The sequence below is a fragment of the Vibrio kagoshimensis genome, assembly GCF_050337535.1.
GTDB classification, from domain to species: Bacteria; Pseudomonadota; Gammaproteobacteria; order Enterobacterales; family Vibrionaceae; genus Vibrio; species Vibrio gallaecicus.
In genome coordinates, this window is the sequence record NZ_JAKJSZ010000011.1 from 155,949 (window position 1) to 179,280 (window position 23,332).

Genomic DNA, 23,332 nt, shown 5'->3' on the forward strand with positions numbered 1-23,332 from the left:
TTGGTAACTGACATTTTATCAAAGCTGATATCTTGGTGCTAACGGTTATCAGTTAATACCAATAATAATCGAGCTATTTTCTTGGCAGACATACTAATAACTGACCAAAGTAATTGATTTAAGATGGAAATTGCACTTTACTCAAAGGGTAATGTTGATTGGGCTTTTATCGAAGAGCTCTAAATACACAATGTTGAGATAGCATTTATGCATGAAGCGAGTGAAAGTGAAGTTGTGATACGTCGTTTGTATCAAATCACAAATGATTATCAGAAAGGTTTTAATATCCAGATAAGTGAACTGCTTATCATGGGGTTAGAACGTTTCAACTTAGATATAGGGATACTTTCTCGGATTGATGGTGATGTATACACCGTTCTTCACTGTGTTACTCCTGAAGGTGTGGCTCTTGAGGTTGGTGATACGTTTGAATACTTTGCTACTTATTGCCAAATTACCTGCGAAGCTACAGGACCAGTTTCTATTGAACATTGTGGTAAAGATGATGCGTATGCGACTCATCCTGCTTATCAAGCATTTGGTCTTGAGTCTTATATTGGTATCCCAATTTACGTTGATAATGAAATTTACGGCACATTGAATTTCTCTAGTGCAACCCCTTATCCAAGAACATTTAAAGAGTTCGATATCGATGTAATGAAGCTTATGGCTTCTTGGATTGAAGTTGAAATTGTTCGAAGAATACAAGAGCGAAAGCTGGTTGAGCTGAACGAAAAGCTAGAGTATCAAGCGCTTTATGATCCCCTCACTAAATTGCCGAATCGACGTTGTTTATTTAGAACGTTGAATATGGAAGTGGACAAGCTGAAAGGACATAAAGGTTTTGGCACATTAGCTATGGTAGATATCGATTTATTCAAGTTAGTAAACGATAACTACGGTCATCAAATCGGTGATGACGTGCTGAAAAAAGTGGCACAGATATTATCAGTTAATGCAGTGGAAGAAGAGTTTGTTGCACGGTTTGGTGGAGAGGAGTTCTTACTATGGTTCCCTAGTCTTTCACCAACAGTTGTTGAAAATAAACTTGCAGAATTATTAAATGCAGTTAAATCTATCACTCTAGATCGTAAGCCGATTACGGTATCCATTGGTGCTTGTCATTTCCAACTGACTTCTGACAATGTAGATGATAATAGAAAGACAACTCTTGATACGCTTATCAGCTTAGCGGATGAAAGTCTTTATGAAGCAAAAGGTAATGGTCGAGATCAATATATGACCTGCACCTACCAATTTTTAGAGCAAGTAGATTAGGGTCATAATTACATAAAGTAAGGGCTTGTAGTGACAAATCACTACAAGCCCTTTTTTATTTCTTACTGACATTACGACTCACCAATATGTGGTGAGTCGTGATAGGTATGTCAGTTCAATCTATCTGAATAAATAAGGGAATAATTTACGGCGTTCTTCGTTGTTTAATGATTCAACACGCGCAATGTTAGTGTCAGGAATCGCTTCAGGGTTAGGGTAGTGCTTCAAAACCTTTTCCATGCTTGCTTCCCTAATTAGATGATAAACAGGGTATGGTGAGCGGTTCGTTAGGTTCTCATCATCTTCTGGGTCTGCGCCGCCAAAGCAGTAGTCAGGGTGGAAAGTAGCAACTTGATAAATACCTTCCCAATCTTGTTGCTTAATCAGGGCTTCAATCCAATCAATAAACATGTTGTAGTCGAAGAAATCTTGCAGCATGTTAGGTACAACAACGAGTGTCGTTTCTAGTTCGGCTACAGGTGTTTTATCGAGTTCAACAAAATGAGTCATAATATCTTCAAGAAGTGACTCTTCCGTTTCGGCTTGGCTTACAAAGATCTTAATCTGTTTATTACGCTGTGGTTTCGCAGCAAATGGGCATAGGTTTAACCCAATAACAACATCGTCTAGCCATTGCTTGACTTGGTCGTGGATGATTTGAATATCAGGTGTTGTATTGGTTAGAGACATGACCGCTTCCATTGTAATTTTTGCGTAGGATATCAGAACATGTACTAATCAAAAGGAATAATTCGCTGCTCCTTAGGCTTTAACTGGTTGAGTAACTTTCACACTCTGATTTTTTTGGTTTTTAGATAACTGATATAAACCAATAAAAATACCAGCAAAGAATACTAATCCCCCAGCAATAACGCCTTGCCATGCAAACTTTTGCCAGCAGTAAAGTAAGACAAACCCTCCTAGACTTCCCCCTATATAGTAATGAACTAAGTAGAGCGCAGTTGCGGTAGCCTTGGCGGTAGTAGCTTTTTGACTGACCCAAGAGTATGCCAGCGTGTGAGTGAAGAATGCCCCAAAGCTAATCATTAACAGACCAATCAACATGAAAGGGAGTTGATCAATCGCCGAGGTCAACATTCCTATTAAGCTGACGCAAGTGCCGAAAAACATCCCAGTTAAAGGGCTAAAAGAACTTGCCCATCGTCCTGATAGTTTGGAACTGATGGTCCCGGCTAGGTAACAAAGGAATATCAGTGAGGCTAATCCCACTGGTATCGAGTGTGGTTCCGCGACTAATCGAAAGCCCATGACTGAGTAAAGGTTTACGAAAAGTGCGAAGTTTGCTCCGCCAATTAACATAGCAAACCAAATGGTACGGTTGTTGAGGTGCTTAATCACCGCTCTGTTATGGTGGAAGAACAGACCGCGTTGAGGAGAGAACTTACGTTGTTTAGGTAATTGAAAGTAGATGAAGAGTGCACCTATAAATGAAAAGACAACGAAAATAAGAACCGCGATCCTCCAATCAAACAAATCAGTAAATAAGCCCCCAAGAATTCTCCCTACAATGCCTCCAAGTGAGTTGGCTGCAATGTACCCGCCAATCGCAATGGAAAAGGCTTTTGGTGAAAGCTCTTCCACCATGTAAGCGACGGCAACACCAGCAAATGCAGCAATGGCAACACCCATAAAGGCACGGGTAATGACAAGCTCAAGTAGAGATGTTGTAAAAAACATCATCAGCCCAACAAAAGGAATAGAAAATAACCCGAACAAAATGACAGGCTTACGTCCGAAGCTTTCGGAGGCAATTGCCCAAGGTACTAAGCTAATAGATAAGCCTAACGTTGATGCTGCAAATAACCAGTTTATCTGCGTCTCACTTACTTGAAAATGTTCCGACATATGTGGAAGTAAGGGTTGGAACAGGTACAAGTTGCAGAAAATAATGAATGACCCAATCGCGAGTGAGCGGGTGATTTTTTTGTATTGAGGTGTACCAGTTTCAATCATGCTTTGATTTCACATAGTCAACGTAAGGATTTGTGAACAAAGTAACAGTGCTATTGTAATTAAAGAAATATATTAAACTTATCACTTCGATATATTATTTTAATAGCCATGCTTGAATCGAAACCCTTAAGACACTTCTTGGCTGTTGCTCAATCTGGCAATTTCACAGCAGCCGCTAAAACACTTCACATCGCTCAGCCTGCGTTAAGTATTTCAATCAAGAAATTGGAACAAACATTAGATACAACTTTATTTCGTCGAGGTGACAAACAAGTGTCATTGACCGAAGAAGGTAAGGTGTTGTTCGATCATGCTAAGCGAATATCTCAACAATTTGAAGATGCTCAATTAGCCATGAATGAGCTCAAGGGGCTAGAGAAAGGGGAAGTGAGGTTAGGTGCTCCAAGTATGATGGGCAGTTATTTCTTTCCACAAATTGTAATGGCTTTTAAAAGCCAATATCCTAATTTAAAGTTATCCATCATTGATGCGGGAACTGAATCAATTAGAGAAATGCTCTTAAATGGCGAACTCGATATTGGCGTAATAAATAATGATAATGTGCCAGATGATCTTGAAATTGATCATCTGTTGTCTTCTGAAATGCTTGCAGTTGTAGGTAAAGAACACCCATTCGCGAGTTTATCGGAGCTGTCGTTTGAAGAGTTTTTTAGCCAAGATCTTGTGATGTTTAAACCTGGCTATTTTCACCGTGATTTCATTGATTCTGTCTGTGAAAAAACAGGTTTAGACATGACGATTGCCTTTGAAACTAATTTATTAGCGATGATTCTTTCGATCGTAAAACAGGAATTTGCCGTTACTGCATTATTGGGCTTGGTGACAGAACATGAAAAAGATGTGGTGGGCGTGCCTTTTTCTACACCAGTAAAACTTAATCTAGCCTTGGCCTGGCGCAAAGAAGGCTACCTGTCACGAGCAGATAAAACCTTCATTGAGTTTGTTAAACGCTACGTTTAATAAAGAATGTATTGGTTATTGGTTATTGGTTATCTGCTTTGAATTAAAAAAAAACCGTCTAGACTACAAAACTACTAAGTTTAATCTAAACGGTTTATTACTGAATATCTGGCGTGATTGTTAAGCTTATATAGTGAATTAACTAGTTAATTGGTTTAAGCTCGATTACTTTATCACCTTCATAAAAATGCTTTTCAACAGTTTTCTCACCAGTTTGCATATTGATAGTGACATGGTCAGTTTCGTAGACACTCTCAACCGTATCTGAATACATAACAAATGGTGCAGTCATTCGTAAAGAACTTTGTGTGTTTTCATTTGATGGAATATCTACATTGTGTAAAACTTGATGTGTCACTAAATCAAACGAAGTTGCACCCATATAGCTATTGTAGTTATCCATACAATAGAATTTGTTATCAACAACTTCTGTTACTCCACCACCGGATGAAGGTTTTACTCTGTATTCCACCCAGTTTGCCATGTCCCAAATAGTACATCTATCCCCAATGATGTATTGGTCATTAATTACATGATTTACAGCCCAATTATTCCCACCTTCAATAAGTGGTAAAAGAAGTTGTTCACCAAAAGTACCATCTGGGTTCATTTTGATAAAATGATCACCATACTCACCTGTATACATGTCCCCTTTATAGTTAAAAGGAGTCATCATACTTTCATTACGCTCCGTCACCCATGTTTGCAAAACGATACCAGTACCGATCTCAATTTTTCGTGTTACTTTGCCATTTGGATAATAGAAAAATTCATTTTCAGTGTACAAAAAATCATTATATTGCCAGTCAGAAACATTTACATTTGGCATCAACATTTCAAGCTTCGCACCATTTTCAATTGATTCTTCAATCAAAAAGTACACAGACTGTTCGTAGTCGATATCATTTCTTAAAACTAACACAGGGTTATCCGTTTTATTAAATGTGGTTCTTGGCTGAATGACTTTTAGCTTCACATCATTGTGGGTATAGGAATAATCTAATTGATAACCATCAGGGAAGTTATAAACTTTGCCGTTATTTTCTAAGTATGTTTTTGTTTGGTACTCATCAAACTCACATTGAGAGTAATGAACCGGTACATGTGCTTTGATTACACGCCAGTCATTTGAAATTCGATCAATATTTTGAATGTGGACGGTCGGGAAAGCTAAACAAGATGGTGGTGTAATCACACCAAAATCAGGGTTAATATCAGGGATAATACCAATTTCCGGATTAACAATAGATACGTTACCGGAATTTGTAATGCCAACGGACTGTAAATCACCGCTATTGCTGGTGATAATACCTAGTGAAGTAAAGTGAGAGATGTTTAAATCACTAATGATTACATCACCGCTATCATTGTTAATCGGAGGAAGGCTTGGATCTGCAGGGGCATCTGAACCAGAAGAGGAACCACCGCCACATCCACTAATTAAAAGGGTAGTAGCAAAGACAATAAACTTTTTCATAAAACAACTAAAACATGGCATACGATTAGTTGAGTATGCCATACTGCTAGGTGGAAATAAACCCATTTACAGCTTGTCGTGCTCTAAAAGAGTTATCGCCTAAACTTACTGTGTTGGAGCTTGTTTAGTTTCCATTATACATCTTATCGAAATTTTTCTGATTCCAGCCAACCATGACTTGGTCACCAATTTTCAGTACAGGAATTGAGCGGGCGCCCATGGCCTGTAATTCCTTACGACCACGCTGCATCTTTGCGTTTGTTAGCCTGTAAGTGATTTTTTTAGAATCTAAGTAGCGCTGTGCATCTTTACAATGCGGGCATTTGTCTGCGACATATAAAACAACACGTTTCATGTTTATTGCTCTTTTCAATACTTAACTGTAGTTACTTATTTACCGTGCTTGGTGGAATACAATATTCAATGAAGCGCGGCAATACAGGAAGCAACCGATATTGCAGAGAAGTGTAGCGAATCTTAGGTGATTAGAAAAGTGTGATCAGTTACACTGTGCGCCCTTAAATACAGCTATTTTGTCTGTTAGCGGCTTTAAACTATTGGTGACATTAACTAATGCATCCTTCTTTACGTTTTATCCAAGGTTATCCCGAGCATATTGTAACTCCAGTGAGTCAGTTGATTGAGTCAGGTCGTCTGGTAGCTTGGTTTGAGGCTCGGTACCCTGAAAATCACACAATAAAAAGTGAAAAAGCCATATTTGACTACGCAATAGACATTAAAAATCGCTATATGAAAAAGACACCGCCTATCAGTAAAGTAATTTATGATAGTAAAATTCATATTATTAACAACGCATTAGGTCTACATAGCTATGTAGCGAAGAATCATGGTGGGAAAATAAAATCCAAGAATGAAATTCGCATTGCTAGTGTATTTAAAGATGCACCTGAATCTTTGTTAAGGATGTTAGTTGTTCACGAGCTCGCACATATAAAAGAAAAAAACCACGACAAAGCGTTTTATCAATTATGTTGCCATATGGAGCCGGACTATCATCAGCTTGAGCTGGATGCTCGTTTATTTATGATTTATCTAGATTTGAAGAAGTAACCTCATGAGCCAATCTGAAAATAAAAAAACATTGAGCCTACCTAAGCGTAAGCCTGCTAGCCACTCTAATGCTGACAAAACGCCTAAAGTTACTAGTAAATCAAAGCCTGTTAAAAAAGGAAGTACTTCAAATAAAAATGAAGACAGTTCCAGTAAGTTCAAATCAACGAGCAAACCAAACGCTAAGAAGACAGCCAATAAGCCTGCGAATGCGGGTTCTTATAAACAAAATAAAAATAAGAGCGGCTTTACAGGCAAGAAAGGTCAAAAAGGCTTCAAAGATTCGAAGAAACAAAGTAAGCCAAGCGGTCTGCATCCTCGTAATCAGCATACGGGGCGTTATGATTTCAGCTTACTAGTGAAAGCTTTGCCGGAACTAGCGGAACATTTGATAAAGAACCCGTCAGGTGAAGATACCGTCAACTTTTCAGATCCTGTAGCAGTCAAGTTGCTCAACAAAGCTTTACTTGCTCACCACTACGGCGTGAAACATTGGGATATTCCAGTTGGTTACCTTTGCCCTCCTATTCCGGGAAGAGCCGATTACATCCACCGAGTCGCTGACCTTCTAAACTCTGAATGCGAAGATGGGTTGTATCCACACAAATCAGTGAAAGCGTTTGATGTTGGAGTAGGGGCTAACTGTATTTACCCAATCATTGGTGCAACTGAATACAATTGGAAGTTTACTGGTAGTGATGTTGACCCGCTTTCAATTAAAGCGGCTAACTTTATTGCAGAAAGTAACCCAACTTTGAAAGGTAAGATTCGCTGTAAGCTTCAACATAGTGAAGATTTTATCTTTAAAGGAATAATTGCTCACAATGAACGTTACGATGTCACAATTTGTAACCCGCCATTCCATAGTTCCTTAGAAGAAGCCGAAAAAGGCAGCCAACGTAAAATAGACAACTTGGCAGCCAACCGAGCGAAGAAATCAGGTCAAGCTACGGCTAATTTTGATAGAAGTAATCTTGATAGTAACAAGCTTGGTAAAAATAAGTTTGGCAAAAACGCTGCTCCAATGACGAATAAAGAGCAACCAATTTCTGGTAAACCAGTGCTGAATTTTGGTGGTCAGAAATCTGAGCTATGGTGTGAAGGTGGAGAAGCTGAATTTGTATCTAAAATGGCTCGTGAGAGTCGAAAATTCTCGACACAAGTGCTTTGGTTTACCACTCTGCTGTCAAAAAAGGACAACGTAGAGATCTTACGTAAAGAGCTGGATAGACAGCAGGTAAAGCAAGTAAAGGTGGTTGAAATGTCCCAAGGACAGAAAGTGAGCCGCTTTGTTGCGTGGACATTTATGGACAAGCAACAACGTCAAGAGTGGATTAAACTGAAATAAAGATTAAGAACTGACTGGATTACAGGGGGAATGATATGGATATTGAAATCTACATGCCTTGTAATCCTGTCTGGTTTTGTGAAACGTTAGAAGTACTCTTCGCCGTTCTTTTTTTTGTTGGCGCTTTATTTTTCATTAGGATCGTATGGAAAGAGTACCAGCGGATTTATGGAAAAGCCAAACGATCTTCAACTTCAGCCAGAAAGCATGCTTCCATATCTAAGTCCACTTCTAAGCATAAACCCGTATCTAAGCGCAAACCTACCTCTAATAAAAATGATCTTAACGAAAAATGAAGCACTAGCTTGCTTGTAACTCTTCTAACTTAGCTTGATATTTTTTCTGTAAAGCTGAATTGCCGGCTTTAGACTCTAGCTCAACTAAAATTTTCAGAGATGGAATTTGATACCCGTAACTTTGATGGAATTTTAGAAGTCGAATTCTTGCATCTAAAAACTTGTTGTTGGTAACTTCTATCTTCGAGAGTTGAAGAATTGATCTAACGCGATTTGGGTCATGATCAAGTGCTCGAGCAAAGTAATTTTGCGCTTGGTCGATATTTCCAGCTTTTACCGCACATAAAGCCGCATTCTCATAACTGGCTGAAATCAAATAGTAATAGGGTTGCTTGATCGCTTGGTTGAAGTATTGGTCCGCTTTTTTGTAGTCACCTTGTTTACATAAAAAAGTACCGTAATTATTCAATACGTTACCGTTTCGAGAGTCATACCTTAATGCTTTCTTATAGGTCGCTTCTGCTTGTTTAGGTTCTCCGACCTTTTCGTAATAATGCGCCATTGAAAGGTGTGCTCGGTAATAAGTGGGATCATGTTTGATAGCTAATTCGAGGTTTTCCCTAGCTCGAACCATATTCCCTTGCTCCATATAACCAAGCCCCAGCGCAATACGAGATTCAGACATCGCCTTAGGTTCGGCTTCAACTTGAACGGGACCATCTGTAACAGAAACACAGCCAACCATAGTTAATGATGACAATAACACTAGGTGAGATAATGATGTTTTTACAGGCATGTTTCGACTCCTTATGAACATGTGTCCATCATATGAAATCGAATGTGGTAGCGGGTTAAGTCAGGTGCATAATGCGACTCATACGCCACAAAAAAGCCGTGTCTTCAAATCACCAACTTATGAATCACTTGGCTTTGAATAACACGGCTGAGTAGATGGCAATGAGTTAAAAACTATGTCGCCATTAATACGATGTTTACACTGACACTATGTTGGAATTGTTAGCTAGTCATCTTTTGTGAAGTTCTCTTCGCTAAACTTATCAAGGTCATAAGGTGTTTGTTGGTATACACAGTAATTTAGCCAGTTTGAGAACAGCAGGTGACCGTGGCTACGCCAACTTGCTACTGGCTTATTGTCGGGGTTGTTATTCGGGTAATAGTTAATAGGGATGATAGGTTCCATACCTTCCCCAAGATCTCGAATGTATTCGTTGTGTAGGGTGTGAGCGTCATACTCTGGGTGACCAGTGACAAACACATTACGTTTATCTTTCGTAGCCGCTAAATACACTCCTGCATCATCAGATGTAGCCAGAATATCCAAGTCCGTGTGCTCAGCAAGAAATTCAGACGAGAAGTCAGCGTAACGAGAATGAGGTGCTAAGAAGGTGTCATCAAAACCGCGTAGAACTGGGTGGTATGGCTGGTGGATTTTATGATGATAAACACCCGACAACTTTTCTTTGCGCGTACGTTTTGGTAAGTCGTAAAGTAATTTCAAACCAGCTTGCGCAGCCCAGCAAACATAAAGGGTAGAGGTAACGTGCTTGTTTGCCCAATTCATGATGGTTTGTAGATGTTCCCAATAAATAACATCTTCAAATTGAACCAAACCAAGTGGGGCGCCTGTAATGATCAAACCATCAAAGTTTCGTCCTTTTACCATTTCAAACTGGCGGTAAAAGTTATCTAAGTGCTCCGTCGGCGTGTTTTTGCTTGCGCGATCATCAATTCGAAGCAGTTCAATATCAACTTGCAGTGGGCTGTTAGATAAAAGGCGTAAGAATTGAGTTTCAGCTTCAATTTTCTTAGGCATTAAATTTAGGATCAACACTCTCAGTGGACGGATTTCCTGAGTTGATGCTCTTGAAACAGGCATTACGAAGATGTTCTCTTCGCGAAGAACATCGGATGCCGGTAGTTGATCTGGAATACGAATAGGCACAGCTTTCTCCCTAAGCTAGATATTTAGACGTCTATACTTCTGAACTTATCGCATATTGATCTCTATGTCGATATAGAATTACATTGAGATCACATTTCTTTCATAGCTAAACCTCTGTTAGTAAGTAAATTGAAGCTAGGTATTCGGTTGAGCTTGTCATCTAAGTATTTGCTAGATGGACTAAATGTAGGTAATCAAGGTAAGAAAAATAAGGCGAGCTGCGTTAATATTACTGTGGTTATAACGTAAATAGAGTTTTCATGGTGAAACTGATACTTATTAGGGGGCTTCCTGGTTCTGGAAAGTCAACGAAAGCTAAATACTATGTTGCTGAGCAACCCAATCGAACTAAACATATTGAAGCCGATATGTTTTTTGTTGGAGACGATGGGCACTATCGTTTTGATGCCAGTCAGCTACAGCATGCTCACAGTTGGTGCCAAGACACCACCGAGAAATGGCTCAGAAGTGGTATTAATGTAGTCGTTTCAAATACATTTGTGAAGCAATGGGAAATGAAGTTTTATAGGCAGTTGGCGTTAAAATACAAAGCTGAATTGGTCATAGAGACCTGCCGTGAACAGTATCAAAATATTCATGGTGTTGAGGACTCCGTCATTAAACGTATGAAGCGCGATTGGCAAGAATAGCAAGGCAAGAAGAACAAGGTAGAGAGAAACATGGCAAAACGTTCAGTCATTGTTGATATGACTTCTTACGGTGTTTATACAAAGTGGGATTCCCGCTCTAAACAGTTACCGAAAATTCAAGAATTCACGACTCAAGTGGATGCAGAGATTGATGTTGAATTTGGCTACATTATCAACATTAAAAAAGCGAAAGGTGAGAAAATTCGTTACTGTATTTACCACCCCAACATTACTACTGAAGATGGTGAAGTTCTTGAACCGTTCGATGGTGAAGAGTACGTTGGCAATAATGATTGGGATTTTTATCTTGGTGATACTATTTGGGAACCGATTTCGAATAAAACCGGGAAATGGCGTATGACCATAGAGTTGCAAGGTAAGATCATTGCGGATAAGACCTTTGATCTCATTGCAAAAGATGAAGCCCAATTTTGGAAGCGCCGAGGTTTTTAGCCTTAGCTACTGAGCCTACTTTTACCTTTACTTAGTTAATAGTTAATAGTTAATAGTTAATAGTTAATAGTTAATAGTTAATAGTTATTCGTTAGCCTGATTATACGTGAATATAAAAAGCCGAACTGTTTGAGTTCAGCTTTTTTATTGTAAGAAACGTGGCGAGTTATTGAAGTCGCCACGAATTCATATCGAGACTTTAAATTAGTTAGTTACGTATGAAATAACAAATTCAGTGATAGAAACCATGTCTTTCACAGCAATGTATTCTTCAGTAGTGTGGACTTTAGCCATACCAGTAGATAGGTTTACAGTCGTTAGACCTTTTGCATTGAAGTTATTCGCATCACTACCACCACCAGTACGTTTTGTATTCGCCGTAATGCCTAATTTTTCAAACGCAGATTTAATAGCAGTAATGTGTTTATGGTCATCTTCGATAACGAAAGCATCATAAGCGCGAGTAGATTCAATTTCGACTTCTGCGCCAAACTGCTTCGCACTTGCTTCGAAAGTTTCAATCATGTGATTAACTTGATTGGTTAACTTCTCACCATTTAGAGAACGCGCTTCCGCCACAACTTTGATTTCAGGCATGACGATATTCGTTGCTTGCCCACCTTCAACAATCCCAACGTTTGCTGTTGTTTCTTCGTCAATGCGAAGTAGGTTCATTTTTGTGATGGCGTCTGCAGCCACTTGGATAGCACTGATGCCTTCTTCAGGTGCAAGACCAGCATGTGCAGGGCGTCCTTTAATTGTCGCAACGATTTTTTGTTGACCAGGAGCGGCATTTACAATCGTGCCAATAGGACCGCCAGTATCTAAAACAATAGCGTGTTCAGATTGGATGAATGACATGTCGAAGTTTAAAGAGCCAAATAAGCCGCCTTCCTCAAATACAGTGAAAGCGATCTCAATAGTGTTGTGTTCTAGACCGTCGGCTTTGATGCAGCGAACGGCTTCCATGATTGCTGCAATGCCAGATTTGTCATCACCACCAAGGATAGTGTTACCTTTCGAGCGGATAATGCCATCTTCAATGATAGGTTCAATACCAATGCCAGGGGTGACGGTATCCATGTGGCAACTGAAAACAGTGCTGCCTGCTAGTGAGCCTTCAAGCTTCGCGTAGATGTTAAAACCATTTGATACTTCAGCTGGTACAGGCAATTTATGTACTTCAAAGCCTAGTGCCCCAAGTTGCTCAGCCAGTGTTTCGGCAATAGCTTTTTCATTGCGAGATTCGCTGTCAATTTTTACAAGATCACAAAAGTGTTCAACTAGGCGTTGTTCGTTAACTTTGGTCATTATTAAAACTCTCATTATATCTGCACCTATAAGAAATAGACGCAGTGTAGGAACAGGAAATCCAATATAACGCTAATGAACTAGTAGATTGCCTGAGTTAAATCAAAAAAAGCATATGATTGTGCTAAAAAATGCAGAGTAATTTGAAACATTCTATTTATTGATTGTTCGCAACATTAAATGATTATCGAGAGATATTGATTTGATATGGAAGTGTTTCAAAAAGACGTCAAATAGAAGAAAGCAATGAATGACGTTTGATCTGGTTATCCAGCGTTATTCCATTTCATTTATCGCTTATGAATACTATTTAAAAAACGGAGTGTTTTACAGTAGGAAATCTTCTTGTACATAAACAAGTACAAGCTGACGTAAAGTTAAGTGACTGATTTATAGTCTTTCTATAAAACCTTAAGGTAAATGTAACTTTAAATTTACGTTAAATATTTGTTAAATTTAGTTTTTATATTTCCTTTCTTAATATTCCCAATCTTGTCATTTTGAGCCAAGTTAGAACTACCTGATTCAAAGTGTTAATGGGCTGGATAACTAGAAATGCTTGGATAACTAGAAATGATTGATAACCAACATTGACTAGTAACTCATCCAGTTTTACGCATTAGCTTGAACTCATCAGTTATGAGTATGAGCAAGCTTTGAATAGAAAACTAAAAATGAACAGTCTAAGGGAGTAGAACATGTCGACGATATTTAACCCACTAGGTACAGATGGCTTTGAATTTGTTGAATATACCGCTGCGAATTCAGAAGGAATAGAACAACTTAAAGGGTTATTTGGTGATCTAGGTTTTGCTGAGATAGCTCAGCATCGCTCGAAAAAAGCATGGCTATATCGTCAAGGGGATGTGAATTTCATTGTTAACGCAGAACCTCACAGCCAAGCTGAGGCTTTTGCTGCTCTTCATGGACCTTCAGTATGTGGTATGGCTTTTCGCGTAACAGATGCAAAAGTCGCTCTTGATCATGCAAAAGAAAATGGTGGGCGAGAATACCAAACTCAAGTAGGACCAATGGAGCTGAGTATCCCTGCTATCTATGGCATTGGTGACAGCCTTCTTTACTTTGTAGACCGCTATGGCTCACAAGATATTTACGATGTTGATTTTTGTCTTTATGACGATGCAAAACAACGAATGGACAAGAAAGACGTTGGTCTTTTTGAAATTGATCATCTCACGCACAATGTGAAGCAAGGAAACATGGACGTTTGGTCTGGTTTCTATGAGCGCATTGGTAACTTCCGCGAGATTCGTTACTTTGATATTGAAGGCAAATTGACAGGGTTAGTCAGCCGCGCAATGACCGCGCCATGTGGCAAAATCCGCATCCCAATTAATGAATCTTCAGACGATAAATCACAAATAGAAGAATTCATCCGTGAATACAAAGGTGAAGGCATCCAGCACATTGCGATGTCGACCAATGACATTTACAAAACTGTACAGACACTTCGCAAACGTGGCATGGACTTTATGCCAACGCCAGATACCTATTATGAAAAGCTTGATGGCCGCGTTCCTGGGCACGGAGAAAATAAGTCGGAGTTACAAGACTTACGAATTCTTCTTGATGGCGCTCCAACAAAAGATGGCATTTTATTGCAGATCTTTACTCAAACCGTAATCGGCCCGGTTTTCTTTGAGATTATTCAGCGTAAAGGTAACGAAGGGTTTGGTGAAGGTAACTTCAAAGCTCTGTTTGAATCGATTGAAGAAGACCAAATAAGACGAGGAGTGTTAAGCGATGCGTAAAGCCATCTCTTACCCTCATAAAGAAGGTGTGTGCTCTAAACAAGCACATGCTGACTTTCCTGAAGGGGCAATTTTTGAACGGGAAGCGGGGCGAAGTGGTTTTTTTGGTCCTGCTGCACATTTCCATCATCAACATGCTCCAACAGGATGGAGCGAGTGGGAAGGTGAACTAAAGCCAAGAGCATTTGATTGTAATTTAGTAGAAAGTGCTGAACAGTTATCACCTTGGCTGGTTCCTAATTTGCTCGAAAACAGTGACTGCAAAGTAAAGGTCTGGAAAATTTCAGACAATATGGAATTTCTAGTAAGAAACGCAGATGGCGATGAATTACTTTTTATCCACCAAGGTAAAGCCGAGCTATTTAGTGATTATGGTCATTTAACCGTTGAAGAGGGAGATTATGTATTGATTCCTCGCTCGACTTCTTGGCGAGTAGAAGTACAAGAGCCGCTATTTGTGTTGATGATAGAAACGACAGACAGTGCCTACTCACTTCCAGAAAAAGGAATAGTAGGGAACCATGCCGTTTTTGATCCTGCTGTTTTAGAAGTCCCAAGTATTAACGAGCACTTCAAAGCGCAGTATTCGGAAAAGAGCACTCAAGTTCATGTGAAGCGACACAATAAAGTCAGCGTCATTACTTACCCATTCAACCCACTTGATGCGATTGGTTGGCATGGTGACTTGTCAGTCGTGAAATTGAATTGGCGTGATATTCGCCCGCTGATGTCCCATCGTTACCATCTTCCTCCTTCCGCACATACCACTTTTGTTGGTGGCAACTTTGTTGTTTGTACTTTCGTACCTCGCCCAATTGAAAGTGATCCGGGTGCGTTAAAAGTGCCGTTTTACCATAACAATGATGATTACGATGAAGTGCTTTTTTATCATGCGGGGGATTTCTTCAGCCGAGACAATATTGAAGCAGGCATGGTGACATTCCATCCTGCTGGTTTTACTCACGGCCCTCACCCAAAAGCTTTTAAAGCAGGGCAAGAATATAAGAAGAAATTTACAGACGAAGTGGCAGTGATGATAGACACACGCCATGCTCTGACACTAACTGAAGACGCGGCAAAAGTTGAAAATGAAGCGTATGTGTATAGCTGGCAAGAAAAATAGACTTTAGGGTTTCTAAAGCTATTAAAGCTATAAATAAAACTGGCTTAAAAAGGTATACACAGTTGAGCAAGGAAAGATTATGAAGTTAGCAACGTTAAAAAATAACACTCGCGATGGTCGTCTGGCTGTCGTCTCAAAAGACTTATCTCGATATGTGTTAGTTGAGCATATAGCCCTTACGATGCAGCAAGCATTGGATAATTGGGATTCAGTGGTCGTTGAACTTGAAGCAACATACCAAAGCTTAAATCGTCAACAGCTTGAACAAGCATTACCATTTGATGAGAGCTTATGTCATTCGCCACTGCCTAGAGCATATCAGTGGGCGGATGGCTCAGCTTATGTGAATCACGTTGAGTTGGTCCGTAAAGCTCGTGGCGCAGAAATGCCTGAAAGCTTTTGGCATGATCCTCTTATGTATCAAGGGGGTTCGGATTCTTTTATTGGTCCAACTGATGATATTGAAATGGCCGACGAATCTTGGGGAATCGATTTCGAAGGAGAAGTCGCCATTGTGACCGGTGACGTGCCTATGGGCGAGGAATCATCTGACTGTTTACAGCACATTCGTTTATTGATGCTGGTGAATGATGTTTCGTTAAGAGGGCTCATTCCTGGAGAATTAGCTAAAGGGTTTGGTTTTTTCCAGTCTAAACCGTCCTCTGCTTTTTCTCCGGTTGCCGTCACGCCAGATGAATTATCAGATAATTGGCTAGACGGGAAAGTGACTTTGCCTTTGGTTTCAACGTATAACGGTCAATTGTTTGGTCAGCCAAATGCCGGCGTTGATATGACGTTTAGCTTCACAGAGCTGGTGGCTCACGCTGCGAAGACTCGTCCATTAAGTGCTGGTGCTGTCATTGGCTCTGGAACAGTTTCAAACAAGCAAGGAACAGATTTTGGGACTTCTATTGAAGAAGGTGGTGTAGGTTACTCATGCATTGCTGAAGTGCGGATGATTGAAACCATACGAGACGGAAAGCCAACAACAAGCTTTATGAAGTTTGGTGACACAATCAAACTTGAGATGAACGATAGTAATGGTGAGTCAATTTTTGGTTCGATCAACCAAAAGGTTGTGAGATATGAGCGATAAGGTTGTTAATGACTTTCAAGTTCAAGCTAATGATCAGGGTTTGACGTTGTACGGTTATTGGCGATCCTCAGCGGCATACCGCGTTCGAATTGCTTTGGACTTGAAAGGGATGGATTATCAATACGTTCCTATCCATTTGGTAAAAGATGGAGGTCAACAGCATAGCGAAGGCTACCATCAACTGAACCCTTCTGAGCTGGTTCCTACCCTTGTTCATGATGGATTTGTACTGAATCAATCAATGGCAATCATTGAATATTTAGAAAGCCTAAGTTCAGATATCCCACTTCTACCTGAGTCGGGAGAGCTTCGTTGGTTAGTAAAATCTATCGCGCAAGATATCTCGATGGATATTCATCCGCTCAACAATTTACGTGTTTTACAGTATCTAAAAGGTGAATTGGGGTGTACTGAAGATCAAGTAAACAAATGGTATCAACATTGGATAGTGACAGGTTTTCAATCAATAGAGGAAAAGCTAGGAAGTCTTGATAGTCAGCGTATTCAACATCTCCAGCGTATTAAACATGGTCAATGTATTAAGCATGACCAACCACAATCAGATAGTAGCTCTGAAGGAAACGTTGCAGCTTATGCATTAGGAGAACAACCATCACTGATTGATGTATGTCTAATTCCTCAGGTTTATAATGCACTTCGCTTTGAGGTTGATATGTCAGCTTATCCAAAGATCATGTCTATCTATGAATATGCTAATACCCAGCCAGCATTCATTTCAGCTTTACCTGAAAACCAAATTGACGCTCTTAATTAGATATGTTGAATAAAAGATACGCTAAATAAAGCACCGTTCGCAGGTGCTTTATTTTATTATCCTCAGCCAATTAGATTGTGATGCGGAATGATTATCTAGATTCAAAACTAAGCTGAAGCCTTATGATTTCCCTTTAATTAAGTAGACGTATATCACATTAACTCCTACGTTTAATTTATGTAATTAACATTAGGAGCGGTCCAATGAATAGTAAGAGTAGTCTCTACCTATTACTTGCTACTTTTTTTTCATCACCTGTACTCTCTAAAAGCCTGTCTGATTTAACGTATTTGAGTGAAGAGTACCCTCCCTATAATTTCAGTGAAGAAGGTCTTGTAAAAGGTATTGCCGTTGACTTGCTCATTGCCGCCTCAGATGAAGCGAACGAAAGAGTGATGGGAAGTGACATTGCGCTCCAACCTTGGGCTAGGGCATATCGTTCAACACTTATTAAGCCTGACACTGTTCTATTTTCAACGACTCGAACAGAATTAAGGGAAGACTTGTTTTATTGGGTTGGTCCGATTGCAACCACTCGAATTGTAGTTTTAGCTAAAAAAGTGAATCAAATTATAATTAACTCTCCAAGTGACCTTGCTCAATACCGTATTGGGGTAATTCGAGATGACGTTGGAGAGCAATTGCTTTTGGAAGCTGGTGTGCCAAGAGACTCGATTATGGAAAATTTTCATGCTGAAAATATTGCTCAACAGATTCAAAAAGGACGAATTGATTTATGGGCTTATGAAGAAAATGTCGCGAAGTGGTGGATATCTACGGCTGGCTATAAAGCTTCAGCTTATGAAGTAGTGCATGTATTGCAAGAAGGTGAGTTGTATTACGCGATTAACAAAAATACAGAAGTTGCGACTGTAGAACGGCTTCAAAAGTCGATTGATATTATTCGTGATACGGACAATGAAGATGGCGTGAACCATTTTGAGGTGATTCTAAATCGGTATAAATAGACTCTTGTGCTTGAGACCTTAATTTTTAAAGAGTTAAAAGAAGGAAGTAAAAAAGTTATTCTGATCATTGCTGCATTTAGCAGTACTAGATAAGAATAACTTCTAACGCTCTTTACTTAGCAATGTTACTCAAGAGAGAAACCAACTCATTCTCTGTTGCAGGTTCTTTACTGAGTTCAACCTGAGCTGAAGCACCGCCTTTAAGCATATAAGCAGTTGTTCCGCAGTGGTCGTAGTGGAACCATTTCCCATTTACACAAACATCTGTATAGCATCTCGGATCTTGTTTCAATTCCATTTGTCGCTCCTAAATTAACGTTTGCTTAACAAGTTTTAATCTAAGTGATCACAAATTACGGAAAGATGATCTAAATCAATTTATTGTTAGGTTGTTTGTTACCGTTTCTAGTTCGAGACAATGATCACTAAAAACAAACTGATTCATTGGGAAGCGTTTCATTCGGGAATAAGTGTTCGATTTTACAGAAGGGAAGAGGGTTTTACTTGCCTATGGCGGGCTTTCTACTTACGCTAGAGTTCATTTCTATTTTAAGTTTTTGTTTTCAAAGCAGTGTTAAAAAATGACTAATATTTTTATTGTAGTGATTGTGCTGGTTGTATTTTTCTTCTTTATTCAAAAGTATGTACTCAAGCATGATGACACCAAAGATTTTGCTTATCAGAAAAAAACCAGCCTAATGACCATGCAACAAGCGGCTTTTTATAATGCGCTGAAAGCCGCGGTGGGGGACCATGGTGCTGTGTTTGCTAAGGTCAACATGGCAAGTGTATTAGCACCAGCGAAATCGAATACCAAAAAGAATTGGTTTATTGCCAATGGTAAAATCTCACGTACTTATTTTGATTTTGTAGTGTGTGATCCAAGAACACTGGAACCACGAGTCGTTATTGAATTCGATAATGGAAAAGAACTTCATAAAACCAAAGTCGAAAGAGAAAAGTTACTGATGCATGTGTGTAAATCAGCAGGGGTGCCATTGATTGGGACTTCAGTAAAACACAGCTATCAAGTAAGCCGTCTTAAACGTCTGTTAGCGGCTCATATTGATTTGATTGAACCATCCAAGGAAGTGAGGTTCTGCCGTAAATGTGGAAGTCCAATGATAATTAAAACGGCTAGCCAAGGTGACTTTAAAGGGCGTAGGTTCTTCACTTGTAGCAGACAACCAAATTGTACTTATACTGAAAACTATAATGTTGTCTTTGAAATAGAAGAAGAGTCAAACTGATCAATCTTTACTCAAACGGTTAATTTAATGATTAAAAGATACAAAGCATAGGCTTGCTGCTAACCATTGAAGTGGAGTTGAAATGTGATCTACTTCAACCCATTGATCTGCTTTGTGTTTAAAATTTATTCTGATTGTTGGTTTTAAAAGCAAACGATCAATTTAGTGCAAATTTATCCTTGCACGCTACCCATTCAATCGCTATTATCCATCTCGTTCTGAAGCGATAGCCACTTAATAAAAAGGCTAGTTTAGTTTCAAAGCATTGCCCGCTTAGCTCAGTTGGTTAGAGTACTTGCATGACATGCAAGGTGTCACTGGTTCGAGTCCAGTAGCGGGCACCAGATTATACGAAAGAGCCCACCTAGTGTGGGCTTTTTTGTGCCTGTAATTTACTAGCTTATCCAAATCTTACTTTACCAAACGGACCTATCAGCGAAACTTATTAAAAGATAGAACAGAGGAGGAATGGCTACTTGTTGTCTCTAAACTACCGCGATCCTCATCACAATTACTAATACTTCTCTAAGGCTTAATCGCCATATGCAACCAACCCAGATATCATCGAGCCAGATTGAAATACGAGTTGATTTATGTCGGTAACCACTTCTTACTACAACGAAAACGCTGTCGAGCTTGCAAAGCAATACGATTCTTTGGAATTTGAAAGTGTTCACCGTTCGTGGCGTACGTATTGGCCTCATGGTGCAGTAAAGGTACTTGATGTCGGGGCAGGTTCGGGTCGCGATGCTAGGTGGTTTGCTGAACAAGGCTGCTCTGTGATAGCTGTTGAACCGGCAAGTGAACTTCGCCAGTTAGGAGCCTCACACTCTTCCCTTCAAATACAGTGGTTAGATGATTCTCTACCAGCTTTAAACAAAGCCAGAAAACAGCTCTGTCAGTATGATTTGATTTTGGTTTCTGCGGTATGGATGCATTTAAATTTGGCGGAGCGAAGAGAGTCGATCGCTGTATTGTCTGAACTCCTTTCCAAGGCAGGGAAACTAATACTCACATTACGTCATGGCGGCTTTAATGATGGTCGTAATGCTTACAGTGTTTCAGTCGAAGAATTAGAAAAGTTAAGTGGTGCTGTAGGGCTGACAATATGCCTCGTAGCCGAAGATACAGATTCACTGAAGAGAACAAATATATCTTGGCAAACAGTGGTATTAGCTCATACAAGATCTAACCTTAGTAAGGGTCGGTAATGGCATTGGAATACTACTTAGATCGTTTTCAAAACCTGAAAATGAACAATGCTGGTGGTAAAAAAAGCCCACATAAAGTGTGTATGTTACTGGCTGTTATGGACCTAATTCAAGCTGGGCATATTGCGACCAACAAGGTCTGTCTTAACCAAACCCTTAAAGAACAATTTACTCATCATTTTGATAGCCTTTCTCAGAGTTCAGATAAAAATACTCCTGAAAACCCTTTCTTTCATTTGAGAAGTGAAGGCTTTTGGCACCTTTCCTTCAATGAAGGCTATGACAATACGTCAACCAGTCGCTATTCAGCAAAGGCAGTCTCCTACGCATATATTGATGATGAGCTGTTTAGCTACATGAAAAGCTATATCGTTTCTAGCGAACTAAAGCAGGCACTAGTCTCTAATCTTTCTGATCTGGCGACGTTATATCATCAGTGGTTGATTGATATTGGCAAATCTGAAAAAACAGCGAAAAACTACCTTGGAGCCATAAGAGGCTCAATATCTAATTGGTTAATGGATGTTGGCGAACTTGAAGCACCACTTACTGATATCAATTCATACCGTGAGTTTGTCAGTTATGAAGAGAAAGCGAGAAAATTAGAACAATTTCAAATTCGTGATTCTAGGGGGAAAGGGATGTACAGCGCTGCTTTATCTCATTACCACAAGTTTTTAGCTGACTTATCTCAAGTAGATGTGAATGCAGATATCAAACAAGTTATGACGGATAACACTCTGTCCGAAACCGAAAAGACCATCTTGGTTAATACAAGAGTAGGGCAGGGACACTTCAGATCAAAATTGATTCAGATGTGGGGTGGTTGTGCTGTTACAGGATACCAAAATACACAGTTGCTATTGGCTTCCCATATTAAACCTTGGCGAGATTCTAGTAACGAAGAGCGGCTAGACTGGTTTAATGGTTTGTTGCTTCTTGCCAATCTAGATAAAGCGTTTGACCTTGGTTTTATTTCCTTTGATGATCACGGGAAGGTACTTATCTCAAGCTACTTGGAGTCACCAGATGTGATCGGCTTAAAAGAAAATATGGCATTTAGCATCATGTCTGAGCATCGACCATACCTTCGCTACCATCGAGGCGAGTTATTTAAAGGACGTTAATTGAATGTACAGGTTTTCGACTCCAATTTAGAAGACTAGATATATTCTTAGCTCCTCAATATTTCTGAAGATGATCTGCTGACCTTTAGGTTTTTGAATCCAACACAATATTAATGATGTTATAAGCATCAAGAGCATCGCGAACCAGCGCTGCATTCGTCTGTAATGTCAGGATGCCTTTTTCCATACAATAGTCGTGTACAACAACTTTAGCCTGAAGTTGCTCTCATGTTAGATGTAACCTCTTATTCACCATAAGTAAGGGGAAAAAATCATATGGTCGATTATAGAAGTTCATCATATGTCTATTGGCGTGGTAAATACCATATAGTTTGGACTCCGAAATTCAGATATAAGATTTTGAAAAAAAGGTTGGAGCTGAACTTTATCGTTCTATCTACATACTGTGTAATATGAAGGATTACGAAGCTCTAGGACTTAACGTTTAATCCGATTATGTTCACCTTGTTGTAATAGTGCCCTTAAACTATCACTCTCAAGTTTGTTGGGTGCGTTAAAGGGTCGAACAGCAATCAGTTTCTTTAATAAATTTTCGCATATACGTAGAAATGATGGGTAAATCAAGAAGTTATTCGACGATTTGTACGACATCAAGATAAGAAGGGGATAGAGTATGAGCACAGTTGTATTTATTGAAGGACTGATAGCGTGAAAGCCCCCTTCTAGGGGGATAGAGCAAAACCGGTTTCTAAGAATGGAGCTATCACATGAAAGTTGGTAAATTTGTACAGATATTTATGCCCAAGATGTCGGTATTTCTGGGTAAGTATAGATCATGACATAAAGAAATAGATTATGGTCGTTCAATTTTTCCGGATATATGCCATATTAACCAAGTCACAGGGGCGCTAAATATACCATCTACAGCATAATGCCAACCTAAGGATATAGAACCAATAAAGATAATTACAGCATATAACCAAAATAAAAAACCTAGTTTATTATTCATTGAATTCATGACAAGTGCCATTAATACAGCTATAGAGACATGCATACTTGGCATTGCCGATATCCCACTCCCGAGCATATCTTTTTCATGAAGGTATGTTTCCCATAATCTATCTTGAATGTTTAGAGAAAATAACTCACTCCATCCTTGTGCTATAAGCCAAGAGTTTTGCTCTTGTAACAATTGCATAAGCAAGTCGTAGTTATAGTTGTTACCGTCCAATCTAATTATAAATGCAGGACCAGCTGATGAGAGTAATGTAGCAGTAATCATTCCTAGAATAGTCCAGCATAATATC

Annotated in this window: 25 protein-coding genes, 1 tRNA gene and 1 pseudogene; 17 read left to right on the forward strand and 10 right to left on the reverse strand. The window is 39.4% G+C overall.

Annotated features, from left to right (window positions below; translation table 11 throughout):
- Positions 1–207 precede the first annotated feature (207 nt).
- Complete coding sequence (locus L4C37_RS12445) at positions 208–1,278, forward strand: sensor domain-containing diguanylate cyclase (RefSeq protein WP_429768764.1); 1,071 nt, start codon at positions 208–210, stop codon at positions 1,276–1,278.
- Between the two features lie 120 nt (positions 1,279–1,398).
- Here L4C37_RS12445 and L4C37_RS12450 read toward each other — a convergent pair whose 3' ends face one another.
- Together L4C37_RS12450 and L4C37_RS12455 are read right to left on the reverse strand one after the other, a co-directional pair.
- The gene (locus tag L4C37_RS12450) at positions 1,399–1,968 is read right to left on the reverse strand and encodes a DUF1415 domain-containing protein (protein WP_137372714.1); all 570 of its coding nucleotides are present in this window, start codon (positions 1,966–1,968) and stop codon (positions 1,399–1,401) included.
- Positions 1,969–2,040: 72 nt separating this feature from the next.
- Positions 2,041–3,252 carry an MFS transporter gene (locus L4C37_RS12455; RefSeq protein ID WP_429768765.1) on the reverse strand — a complete coding sequence of 404 codons (1,212 nt, stop codon included), beginning with the start codon at positions 3,250–3,252 and terminating at the stop codon, positions 2,041–2,043.
- A gap of 108 nt (positions 3,253–3,360) precedes the next feature.
- Between L4C37_RS12455 and L4C37_RS12460 the strand changes: the two genes are divergently transcribed.
- A complete protein-coding gene (locus L4C37_RS12460; RefSeq protein WP_429768766.1) occupies positions 3,361–4,233 on the forward strand; it encodes a LysR family transcriptional regulator in 873 nt (290 codons plus the stop codon).
- 142 nt (positions 4,234–4,375) lie between these two features.
- Here the strand turns inward: L4C37_RS12460 and L4C37_RS12465 are convergent, their stop codons facing one another.
- Together L4C37_RS12465 and L4C37_RS12470 are read right to left on the reverse strand one after the other, a co-directional pair.
- Positions 4,376–5,710 (reverse strand): hypothetical protein, encoded by a 1,335-nt coding sequence (locus L4C37_RS12465; protein ID WP_429768767.1) that lies wholly within the window; start codon positions 5,708–5,710, stop codon positions 4,376–4,378.
- A 124-nt stretch (positions 5,711–5,834) separates the two neighbouring features.
- Positions 5,835–6,065, reverse strand: coding sequence for a glutaredoxin family protein (locus L4C37_RS12470; RefSeq protein WP_429768768.1), 231 nt, complete (start codon positions 6,063–6,065; stop codon positions 5,835–5,837).
- Between the two features lie 218 nt (positions 6,066–6,283).
- On the opposite strand from L4C37_RS12470, the gene L4C37_RS12475 reads away from it, so the two are divergent.
- Genes L4C37_RS12475 through L4C37_RS12485 form a run of 3 tightly spaced genes read left to right on the forward strand, consistent with a single transcriptional unit; the run spans position 6,284 to position 8,425 of the window.
- Positions 6,284–6,781 carry a M48 metallopeptidase family protein gene (locus L4C37_RS12475; protein WP_429768769.1) on the forward strand — a complete coding sequence of 166 codons (498 nt, stop codon included), beginning with the start codon at positions 6,284–6,286 and terminating at the stop codon, positions 6,779–6,781.
- Between the two features lie 4 nt (positions 6,782–6,785).
- Complete coding sequence (gene rlmF / locus L4C37_RS12480) at positions 6,786–8,129, forward strand: 23S rRNA (adenine(1618)-N(6))-methyltransferase RlmF (protein ID WP_429768770.1); 1,344 nt, start codon at positions 6,786–6,788, stop codon at positions 8,127–8,129.
- 35 nt (positions 8,130–8,164) lie between these two features.
- Positions 8,165–8,425 carry a hypothetical protein gene (locus L4C37_RS12485; RefSeq protein WP_429768771.1) on the forward strand — a complete coding sequence of 87 codons (261 nt, stop codon included), beginning with the start codon at positions 8,165–8,167 and terminating at the stop codon, positions 8,423–8,425.
- 4 nt (positions 8,426–8,429) lie between these two features.
- On the opposite strand, the gene pilW is transcribed toward L4C37_RS12485, so the two are convergent.
- Both pilW and metA read right to left on the reverse strand, forming a co-directional pair.
- Complete coding sequence (gene pilW, locus L4C37_RS12490) at positions 8,430–9,161, reverse strand: type IV pilus biogenesis/stability protein PilW (protein ID WP_372266372.1); 732 nt, start codon at positions 9,159–9,161, stop codon at positions 8,430–8,432.
- A gap of 225 nt (positions 9,162–9,386) precedes the next feature.
- Positions 9,387–10,328 (reverse strand): homoserine O-acetyltransferase MetA, encoded by a 942-nt coding sequence (gene metA / locus L4C37_RS12495; protein WP_137372722.1) that lies wholly within the window; start codon positions 10,326–10,328, stop codon positions 9,387–9,389.
- Between the two features lie 263 nt (positions 10,329–10,591).
- Here metA and L4C37_RS12500 point away from each other — a divergent pair, with 263 nt between their 5' ends.
- Both L4C37_RS12500 and L4C37_RS12505 read left to right on the forward strand, forming a co-directional pair.
- Positions 10,592–10,978, forward strand: a complete 387-nt coding sequence (locus tag L4C37_RS12500; RefSeq protein WP_429768788.1) for an ATP-binding protein — start codon at positions 10,592–10,594, stop codon at positions 10,976–10,978.
- 30 nt (positions 10,979–11,008) lie between these two features.
- Positions 11,009–11,431 (forward strand): DUF3859 domain-containing protein, encoded by a 423-nt coding sequence (locus L4C37_RS12505; RefSeq protein WP_137372723.1) that lies wholly within the window; start codon positions 11,009–11,011, stop codon positions 11,429–11,431.
- A gap of 204 nt (positions 11,432–11,635) precedes the next feature.
- Here L4C37_RS12505 and L4C37_RS12510 read toward each other — a convergent pair whose 3' ends face one another.
- Complete coding sequence (locus L4C37_RS12510; protein ID WP_137372724.1) at positions 11,636–12,742, reverse strand: M20/M25/M40 family metallo-hydrolase; 1,107 nt, start codon at positions 12,740–12,742, stop codon at positions 11,636–11,638.
- Between the two features lie 698 nt (positions 12,743–13,440).
- Between L4C37_RS12510 and hppD the strand changes: the two genes are divergently transcribed.
- The 5 genes from hppD to L4C37_RS12535 all read left to right on the forward strand — a co-directional run bounded on the left by hppD (position 13,441) and on the right by L4C37_RS12535 (position 18,476).
- Positions 13,441–14,514: a 4-hydroxyphenylpyruvate dioxygenase gene (gene hppD / locus L4C37_RS12515; RefSeq protein WP_429768773.1), complete on the forward strand. Its 1,074-nt coding sequence runs from the start codon at positions 13,441–13,443 to the stop codon at positions 14,512–14,514.
- Positions 14,507–15,637, forward strand: coding sequence for a homogentisate 1,2-dioxygenase (locus L4C37_RS12520; protein ID WP_429768775.1), 1,131 nt, complete (start codon positions 14,507–14,509; stop codon positions 15,635–15,637). Before hppD ends, L4C37_RS12520 begins: the two co-directional genes overlap by 8 nt.
- A 79-nt stretch (positions 15,638–15,716) precedes the next feature.
- Positions 15,717–16,733, forward strand: a complete 1,017-nt coding sequence (locus L4C37_RS12525; protein WP_273294941.1) for a fumarylacetoacetate hydrolase family protein — start codon at positions 15,717–15,719, stop codon at positions 16,731–16,733.
- Positions 16,723–17,508: a maleylacetoacetate isomerase gene (gene maiA, locus L4C37_RS12530; protein ID WP_429768776.1), complete on the forward strand. Its 786-nt coding sequence runs from the start codon at positions 16,723–16,725 to the stop codon at positions 17,506–17,508. The genes L4C37_RS12525 and maiA overlap by 11 nt, the downstream gene beginning before the upstream one ends.
- A gap of 203 nt (positions 17,509–17,711) precedes the next feature.
- The gene (locus tag L4C37_RS12535; protein WP_429768778.1) at positions 17,712–18,476 is read left to right on the forward strand and encodes a substrate-binding periplasmic protein; all 765 of its coding nucleotides are present in this window, start codon (positions 17,712–17,714) and stop codon (positions 18,474–18,476) included.
- A gap of 112 nt (positions 18,477–18,588) precedes the next feature.
- Here L4C37_RS12535 and L4C37_RS12540 read toward each other — a convergent pair whose 3' ends face one another.
- On the reverse strand, positions 18,589–18,774 hold the full coding sequence (locus tag L4C37_RS12540; RefSeq protein WP_137372730.1) for a hypothetical protein: 186 nt from the start codon (positions 18,772–18,774) through the stop codon (positions 18,589–18,591).
- A gap of 283 nt (positions 18,775–19,057) precedes the next feature.
- Between L4C37_RS12540 and L4C37_RS12545 the strand changes: the two genes are divergently transcribed.
- The 4 genes from L4C37_RS12545 to L4C37_RS12560 all read left to right on the forward strand — a co-directional run bounded on the left by L4C37_RS12545 (position 19,058) and on the right by L4C37_RS12560 (position 22,064).
- A complete protein-coding gene (locus tag L4C37_RS12545) occupies positions 19,058–19,726 on the forward strand; it encodes a DUF2726 domain-containing protein (protein WP_137372731.1) in 669 nt (222 codons plus the stop codon).
- Positions 19,727–19,993: 267 nt separating this feature from the next.
- Positions 19,994–20,070, forward strand: a tRNA-Val gene (locus L4C37_RS12550).
- 249 nt (positions 20,071–20,319) lie between these two features.
- Entirely contained in the window at positions 20,320–20,937 is a 618-nt protein-coding gene (locus L4C37_RS12555) for a class I SAM-dependent methyltransferase (RefSeq protein WP_429768779.1), read from the forward strand.
- The gene (locus L4C37_RS12560) at positions 20,937–22,064 is read left to right on the forward strand and encodes an HNH endonuclease (protein WP_429768780.1); all 1,128 of its coding nucleotides are present in this window, start codon (positions 20,937–20,939) and stop codon (positions 22,062–22,064) included. Before L4C37_RS12555 ends, L4C37_RS12560 begins: the two co-directional genes overlap by 1 nt.
- A gap of 85 nt (positions 22,065–22,149) precedes the next feature.
- On the opposite strand, the gene L4C37_RS22470 is transcribed toward L4C37_RS12560, so the two are convergent.
- Positions 22,150–22,251, reverse strand: coding sequence for a hypothetical protein (locus tag L4C37_RS22470; protein WP_489686372.1), 102 nt, complete (start codon positions 22,249–22,251; stop codon positions 22,150–22,152).
- 89 nt (positions 22,252–22,340) lie between these two features.
- Here L4C37_RS22470 and tnpA point away from each other — a divergent pair.
- Positions 22,341–22,729: pseudogene (gene tnpA, locus L4C37_RS12570) on the forward strand (IS200/IS605 family transposase).
- 149 nt (positions 22,730–22,878) lie between these two features.
- Here the strand turns inward: tnpA and L4C37_RS12575 are convergent.
- A partial coding sequence (locus L4C37_RS12575; RefSeq protein WP_429768782.1) for a phosphatase PAP2 family protein occupies positions 22,879–23,332 on the reverse strand: 454 nt, incomplete at its 5' end.